Source organism: Streptomyces venezuelae, from assembly GCF_008642275.1.
In the GTDB taxonomy this organism is placed as follows: Bacteria; Actinomycetota; Actinomycetes; order Streptomycetales; family Streptomycetaceae; genus Streptomyces; species Streptomyces venezuelae_E.
In genome coordinates, this window is the sequence record NZ_CP029189.1 from 3,502,501 (window position 1) to 3,510,000 (window position 7,500).

The 7,500-nt window shown below is 65.1% G+C and carries 6 protein-coding genes and 2 rRNA genes (1 of these 8 only partly in view); 3 read left to right on the forward strand and 5 right to left on the reverse strand.

The window, feature by feature from the left end:
* Positions 1–541: 541 nt before the first annotated feature.
* Genes DEJ51_RS15315 through DEJ51_RS15325 form a run of 3 tightly spaced genes read right to left on the reverse strand, consistent with a single transcriptional unit; the run spans position 542 to position 2,953 of the window.
* The gene (locus tag DEJ51_RS15315) at positions 542–1,441 is read right to left on the reverse strand and encodes a hypothetical protein (RefSeq protein ID WP_150258081.1); all 900 of its coding nucleotides are present in this window, start codon (positions 1,439–1,441) and stop codon (positions 542–544) included.
* A gap of 39 nt (positions 1,442–1,480) precedes the next feature.
* Positions 1,481–1,993, reverse strand: a complete 513-nt coding sequence (locus DEJ51_RS15320) for an immunity 21 family protein (RefSeq protein WP_150258082.1) — start codon at positions 1,991–1,993, stop codon at positions 1,481–1,483.
* 27 nt (positions 1,994–2,020) lie between these two features.
* Positions 2,021–2,953, reverse strand: a complete 933-nt coding sequence (locus DEJ51_RS15325; RefSeq protein ID WP_150258083.1) for a zinc-binding alcohol dehydrogenase family protein — start codon at positions 2,951–2,953, stop codon at positions 2,021–2,023.
* A 93-nt stretch (positions 2,954–3,046) separates the two neighbouring features.
* Here DEJ51_RS15325 and DEJ51_RS15330 point away from each other — a divergent pair, with 93 nt between their 5' ends.
* The 3 genes from DEJ51_RS15330 to DEJ51_RS15340 all read left to right on the forward strand — a co-directional run bounded on the left by DEJ51_RS15330 (position 3,047) and on the right by DEJ51_RS15340 (position 4,814).
* The gene (locus DEJ51_RS15330; protein ID WP_150258084.1) at positions 3,047–3,478 is read left to right on the forward strand and encodes a MarR family winged helix-turn-helix transcriptional regulator; all 432 of its coding nucleotides are present in this window, start codon (positions 3,047–3,049) and stop codon (positions 3,476–3,478) included.
* 35 nt (positions 3,479–3,513) lie between these two features.
* Positions 3,514–4,035, forward strand: a complete 522-nt coding sequence (locus DEJ51_RS15335; protein WP_150258085.1) for a putative immunity protein — start codon at positions 3,514–3,516, stop codon at positions 4,033–4,035.
* A 182-nt stretch (positions 4,036–4,217) separates the two neighbouring features.
* Positions 4,218–4,814, forward strand: coding sequence for a Uma2 family endonuclease (locus tag DEJ51_RS15340; protein WP_150258086.1), 597 nt, complete (start codon positions 4,218–4,220; stop codon positions 4,812–4,814).
* A 122-nt stretch (positions 4,815–4,936) separates the two neighbouring features.
* Here the strand turns inward: DEJ51_RS15340 and rrf are convergent.
* Positions 4,937–5,053: ribosomal RNA gene (gene rrf / locus DEJ51_RS15345) — 5S ribosomal RNA — on the reverse strand.
* 76 nt (positions 5,054–5,129) lie between these two features.
* Positions 5,130–7,500, reverse strand: a 23S ribosomal RNA gene (locus DEJ51_RS15350) (it continues 753 nt past the right edge of the window).

Below are 7,500 nucleotides of genomic sequence, written 5' to 3' on the forward strand. Positions count from 1 at the left end.
AATCGGGTGCACACATCACTTAGAGCGGGCGCATCATGTCGGAATATGACCGACGCGCCACAACGTCCTCGCTGTGTTGTTGCCTGCAAGCATCACCCGAAGGCGACCTCACAGGTCTTTTTCAAAGGAACCTCATCCACCGAAGTGGACGGGGTATCAACTTCTGGCGTTGATTTTTGGCACGCTGTTGAGTTCTCAAGGAACGGACGCTTCCTTTGTACTCACCCTCTCGGGCTTTCCTCCGGGCTTTCGTTCTGTTCTTGCGTTTCCGACTCTATCAGACTCTTTCGTGTCCGACTTCCTCGGCGCTTTCCAGGTTTTCGCTTTCGCGCTTTCCCTTTCCGGCGGTTCCGACTCTATCAGAAGTTCTCCACCGGATTTCCCCGGCTTCGGATTCTGAAGAATCGAGTGCACCCCACACGGAATCGCATTCCTCGGGGGTGGGCTGCCGAACTTGTCCAGTTCGAGGCAACCGTTTGACTCTACAACTCGGCCTGTGGGGTGTCAAAACGGCCCGGAGCGCCGACTGCCGGGCCCCCTCCTAGAGGCCGGCCCGAGCCAGCAGCGCTTCGGCCTGTTGCCTGGTCAGCGGCGCCGGAACCGGGGCGGGCGGAGGACACGCGTGGGTGGTGCCGCGACCGAACGACAGCATCCACTCGGCGAGCGGACTGTCGGGCTCCAGGCCCGACACAATGCGCTCACGCAGCTCCACCGGAGTGTCCGCCCGGGCCGCTATCGCGTTGCGGACGAACAAGTCCGGGTCCTCCGCCAAGAGGTCGCGCAGCCCAGTAGGCAGGTCGGGGTGCGCGGCTACGGCACTGCGTACGTCGGAATCCGGGTCGCCGGCCAGCTCCGGGGTCGGAACCAAGTGGGCGACAGCAGCGGCCCGGGTCTCGGAATCGGCCAGCAGCCCGGGCAGTAGATCGGCAGGCGGGGGAAACGCCCGGAGGCTGGCTCTGCGGATGGCTGGATCGGAGTCCGTCAGCAGCATCCTGCGCACCGCTTCGGGAACATCGCGCCAACGCCGGACGACCCCCGACCGCACCCCTTCGTCCGGGTCGCCGGCCAGCCGCGCCAGGAGCTCTGGTGGCAGATGGTCGTTCATGGTGAGGAACTGCCGCACCAGAGGCTCCGGGTCCGCAGCCAGGCGGGCCAGCACCCCGGGCGGCTCGTCCCTGACATGCGCGGCGACCGCACCCCGGACGGCCGGCTCCGGGTGCGCGACGAAGCGAGCACTCACCCGGACCGGCAAGGAGCCGTTGGCTGCGAGCGAGCGGGCGGAGTCGAGCGCGATGATCTCCTCGATCATTCCGTCGGTCAGGTCCCTACGCAGCAGCGCTGCCGAGCGGCGGGCGCCAGGGTGCCGGAGCAAGCGGCGCAGCACATCGACCGGAAGATCCTTCTGAGTTGCCAGAGCGCTGAGTTCGGCATCCATAGCCATGGACGGCAGGGTAAGCCGCAGACGCGAGTCCGTGAGGCGCTACGGCAACGGGAGCAGCCGGACCAACTGGAAGGCGGTCTCCGGGTTCGGCCGAGCCAGAGCGGCCCGGACCTCGTACCGTCCGGGCGTCAGCTCCACCCGTGCGTGGTTGTCGGGCTCCACCTCGGAGCCGGGCCAGGCGGAGTCGAACAGGAGGACCGGCCCCGGCACGTGCCAGACCTGCCCGTCCTCCCAGGCCGCGTCCTCCAGGGCCGCCTCGACGCTGCCCAGCAGCTCTGCTTCCGACTCGGCCGCCACCCATCGCACGAAGACCCCGTGCTCCGGGAGGAACGTCGTCGACGCCGGCTCGTCCCCCAGAACCAGCGCGTGGGACGGGCCCACCGCGAGCAGTCCGGTGTCGCCGACCACCGCGCAGGCCCTGTCGTAGTCGGACTCCGGGCCTTCGCCGTCCGCCCCCTCCCACCGGGTCAGCACCGCGGCGGGCACCACCACCAGCGGCCCGCCGCCGGACTCCACCCAGTCGACCAGTCCTGGATCCGCATATCTCGCCATGCCCCGAGGCTAGGGGCAGGTCCGCGCTCAGGGGACCAGAACGACCTTGCCGAGGTTCTGCCGCTGCTCGACGAGCGCATGGGCGCGGGCGGCTTCGGCGAGGGGGATCTCCTCGTGCACCGCCGTGCGCAGGGTGCCCGCCGCCCGCAGCTGCCAGAGTTCGCACAGCCAGCGCTCGTACAGTCCGGGCCTGCCGGTGGCGATGGCCCGCATCTGGAAGCCGATCACCGAGGCGCCGCGTACGAGAAGTTCGTACGCCTCCACCGTGCCGCCGCCGGAGCTGAAGGCGACCAGGCGGCCGCCCGTCGCCAGGGAGCGTACGGCGGGGCCGAGCAGGTCGCCGCCGACGCCGTCGAGGATCACGTCGTACGGGCCGCTCCAGTCGGAGTCCCCGTACAGGACGACCTCGTCGGCACCCAGGCCGCGGACGAAAGCCGTCTTGTCCGCGCTGCTGACGGCCGCGACGACGCGTCCTGCGCCGCCGGCCTTCGCGTACTGCAGGGCGAGCGTGCCCACCGCGCTCGCGGCGGCCGTCACGAGAACCGATTCGCCGGGTTCCACCCGCGCGGCCTCGTACGCGCCGCGGGCCACCAGCCCACTGCGGACCAGTGCGACGGCCTCGACGGCGCTCGCGTCGGCCGGGATACGGGACGTCATCGCGGTGTGGAGCAGGGCGTACTCGGCGTAGGCATCGGCGAAGCACAGTCCGGTGACGCGTTCCCCGGCGCGGAAGCCGGTGACACCCGGTCCGGTGGTGACGACCGTCCCGGCCACCTCGCCGCCGAGGGAGACCGGCTCACCGCCCTCCCGCACCTCCCGAAGCTTGCGCACGGTCGGCAGGGTCACCCCGACCGCCTCGACCCGGACCAGCAGCTCTCCGACGCCTGCCGTGGGTACGTCGGCCTCCTCGGCGAACAGCACCTCCGGACCGCCGCCGACTTCATGGCGAACGCGCAGCACAGGGCCTCCCCATCTTCGCAACGCTGTCATTGGAGGTCCCAACGATAGGCCAAAGTCATGGGGATGCCCAACGACTTTCGGTAGGGTGGGCCGATGACCCCGGCCCTTCAGCACATCCAGTCCCTGCCTTCCTGGCTCGTCGGCCGCGTCGCGGCACGTGGCCGCGAGCTGGTCGCGGCCGCAATCGCCGCGGAGGGGCTGAGGCTCATGCACCACGCGGTGCTGGCCGCCACCGCCGAGTACGGGCCCGTCGCCCAGGCCGACTTGGGCCGCCTGCTCGCCGTCGACCCCAAGGACATGGTCGGCATCCTCAACCACCTCCAGGAGGCGGGCCTCGTGCTGCGCGCCCCGGACCCCGACGACCGCCGCAAGAACGCCGTGACCATCACCCCGCAGGGGACCGCCGTACTCGCCCGCTGCGCGGCCCTGGCCGAAGCCGCCAACGCCGAGTTCCTCGCCCCGCTCAGCCCGGCCGAGCGGGACCACCTGGTGGCCCTGCTGACCCGGCTCCACGAGGAAACGTAGATCCGCCGAGCGGCATGACCGCGCATGATGGGCCGATGGACGAGGTGACCATCAGCGAAGAGGACCGCCGACAGCTCGCACTGTGGGCAGCCGCATGCGTCGAGCGCGCCCTCCCCCTGTTCGAGTTGAAGGCCCCATCCGACCCCCGCCCTCGGGAGGCGATCGACGGCATCCGGGTCTTCGTGGACGAGGGCAAGCGGACCGCGAAGCTGCGTTCCCTCGCCTGGGCCGCCCACGCGGCGGCGCGCGAGGTCGACGACCCCGCCGCCACGGCCGCCGCCCGTGCCGCGTGCCACGCGGCGGCGACCCCGTACATCCATCCACTGGCCAGCCCGCACCAGTCGAAGCACGTACTGGGGCCCGCCGTGTACGGGGCCCTCGCTCGTGAACTCGCCGCGGGCGATGCCCCGGTCGTCGGAGACGAGGAGATCCGACGGGCGGCCGAGCACGCCCCACCGGAGGTCCGCGCACTGCTGCGCCGGATGCCGGCCCGCAAGCCTGGTCGTAGTCGACTGGACTCGCTCTACTACGACCTCGACGCCGCCCTTCGCCGCTGAGGTGCTGAGGTGCTGCTTGCCGCCTGGGTCCTGTCCGGCGGATCTTGCGACTGTGGCAGCAGACCGACCAGCCCCACGCCGGAACCTGCACGGGTCACGCGAGCTCGCGAGCCGAGGAGCAAGGCCGAGCCCCCGCCGCTGCCGGCTGGATAGGCTGGTCGGGCACCCACCAGGAGGAAATCATGGGCGACCTCACCCCCGAGCAGATGCGCCGCATGCACGATTTCGCGGAGCAGCTCGCGGAGCTGGCCGAACATCAGGAGGACCAGTGGAAGGTGCAGACCACCGACGGTCAGATCTTCCTCACGATGATGAGCCCCACGGCTCCGCACGGACTCAATGTGGTGCGTCTGCGCCGCCAGATCGAGGCTCAGACGCCCGAGGTGATGGCGCTCAACGACACGAACATGGGCGACCCTCAGACAGGCCTCACCAAGGTCCCCGATCTCATGGTCATCGCGGAGGAGGACACGGATGACACGGCGAAGGTCGTCAACTCCCGCGATGTCCTGATGGTGGTGGAAGTCGTCTCCCGTACGAACTCCCTCACCGACATCCGCGACAAGCTGCACGACTACCCCAGGATGGGTGTCCCGCTGTACGTCGTCGTGGACCCCCGCAGGGACAAGCTGACGGTCACCGTGCACAGCGACTCCTCGGCAGGGCCCGACGGCATCCGGTACCGCAAAACGGTCCCCTATTCCTTCGGGGAGATCGTCGCCGCCGGCCGCTGGACCCTGGACACGAGCACCCTCAAGAGTTATCCCGCCGACTGGTGACCCACGACAGCCGACCGCAGGTCTCCGATCCGCGGGTCCGGTCGGTCCGATCCGTCGGGTGAACGCAGAAAAGCCCCGCACCGAACCCCGAAGGGTTTGGTGCGGGGCTTCCCGCAATGATTGTTCGGCGGCGTCCTACTCTCCCACAGGGTCCCCCCTGCAGTACCATCGGCGCTGAAAGGCTTAGCTTCCGGGTTCGGAATGTAACCGGGCGTTTCCCTAACGCTATGACCACCGAAACACTATGAAATTTGAACGCTGGCGTATTCACAGCCGTTCGTTATTTCAGAACTAACACAGTGGACGCGAGCAACTGAGGACAAGCCCTCGGCCTATTAGTACCAGTCAGCTTCACCCGTTACCGGGCTTCCACATCTGGCCTATCAACCCAGTCGTCTACTGGGAGCCTTACCCTCTCAAGGAGGTGGGAATACTCATCTTGAAGCAGGCTTCCCGCTTAGATGCTTTCAGCGGTTATCCCTCCCGAACGTAGCCAACCAGCCGTGCCCTTGGCAGGACAACTGGCACACCAGAGGTTCGTCCGTCCCGGTCCTCTCGTACTAGGGACAGCCCTTCTCAATATTCCTACGCGCACAGCGGATAGGGACCGAACTGTCTCACGACGTTCTAAACCCAGCTCGCGTACCGCTTTAATGGGCGAACAGCCCAACCCTTGGGACCGACTCCAGCCCCAGGATGCGACGAGCCGACATCGAGGTGCCAAACCATCCCGTCGATATGGACTCTTGGGGAAGATCAGCCTGTTATCCCCGGGGTACCTTTTATCCGTTGAGCGACGGCGCTTCCACAAGCCACCGCCGGATCACTAGTCCCGACTTTCGTCCCTGCTCGACCCGTCGGTCTCACAGTCAAGCTCCCTTGTGCACTTACACTCAACACCTGATTGCCAACCAGGCTGAGGGAACCTTTGGGCGCCTCCGTTACCCTTTGGGAGGCAACCGCCCCAGTTAAACTACCCATCAGACACTGTCCCTGATCCGGATCACGGACCGAGGTTAGACATCCAGCACGACCAGAGTGGTATTTCAACGGCGACTCCACAACCACTGGCGTGGCTGCTTCAAAGTCTCCCACCTATCCTACACAAGCCGAACCGAACACCAATATCAAACTGTAGTAAAGGTCCCGGGGTCTTTCCGTCCTGCTGCGCGAAACGAGCATCTTTACTCGTAGTGCAATTTCACCGGGCCTATGGTTGAGACAGTCGAGAAGTCGTTACGCCATTCGTGCAGGTCGGAACTTACCCGACAAGGAATTTCGCTACCTTAGGATGGTTATAGTTACCACCGCCGTTTACTGGCGCTTAAGTTCTCAGCTTCGCAACCCCGAAAGGTCACTAACCGGTCCCCTTAACGTTCCAGCACCGGGCAGGCGTCAGTCCGTATACATCGCCTTACGGCTTCGCACGGACCTGTGTTTTTAGTAAACAGTCGCTTCTCGCTGGTCTCTGCGGCCACCCCCAGCTCAGAGTGCAAGACTCATCACCAGGAATGGCCCCCCTTCTCCCGAAGTTACGGGGGCATTTTGCCGAGTTCCTTAACCATAGTTCACCCGAACGCCTCGGTATTCTCTACCTGACCACCTGAGTCGGTTTAGGGTACGGGCCGCCATGAAACTCGCTAGAGGCTTTTCTCGACAGCATAGGATCATCCACTTCACCACAATCGGCTCGGCATCAGGTCTCAGCCTTATATGAGGGACGGATTTGCCTACCCCTCGGCCTACACCCTTACCCCGGGACTACCACCGCCCGGGCTGGACTACCTTCCTGCGTCACCCCATCGCTTACCTACTACAAGTCTGGTTCGTCGGCTCCACCACTTTCCTTTCCCCGAAGGGTCCGGAACGGCTTCACGGACTTAGCATCGCCTGATTCGATATTGGGCGTTTCAAAGCGGGTACCGGAATATCAACCGGTTGTCCATCGACTACGCCTGTCGGCCTCGCCTTAGGTCCCGACTTACCCTGGGCAGATCAGCTTGACCCAGGAACCCTTAGTCAATCGGCGCACACGTTTCTCACGTGTGTATCGCTACTCATGCCTGCATTCTCACTCGTGAACCGTCCACAACTAGCTTCCGCTGCTGCTTCACCCGGCACACGACGCTCCCCTACCCATCACAGCCTCCGTTGGGAGTATTGCTGCAATGACACGACTTCGGCGGTACGCTTGAGCCCCGCTACATTGTCGGCGCGGAATCACTTGACCAGTGAGCTATTACGCACTCTTTCAAGGGTGGCTGCTTCTAAGCCAACCTCCTGGTTGTCTCTGCGACTCCACATCCTTTCCCACTTAGCGTACGCTTAGGGGCCTTAGTCGATGCTCTGGGCTGTTTCCCTCTCGACCATGGAGCTTATCCCCCACAGTCTCACTGCCGTGCTCTCACTTACCGGCATTCGGAGTTTGGCTAAGGTCAGTAACCCGGTAGGGCCCATCGCCTATCCAGTGCTCTACCTCCGGCAAGAAACACACGACGCTGCACCTAAATGCATTTCGGGGAGAACCAGCTATCACGGAGTTTGATTGGCCTTTCACCCCTAACCACAGGTCATCCCCCAGGTTTTCAACCCTGGTGGGTTCGGTCCTCCACGAAGTCTTACCTCCGCTTCAACCTGCCCATGGCTAGATCACTCCGCTTCGGGTCTAGAGCGTGCAACTCAATCG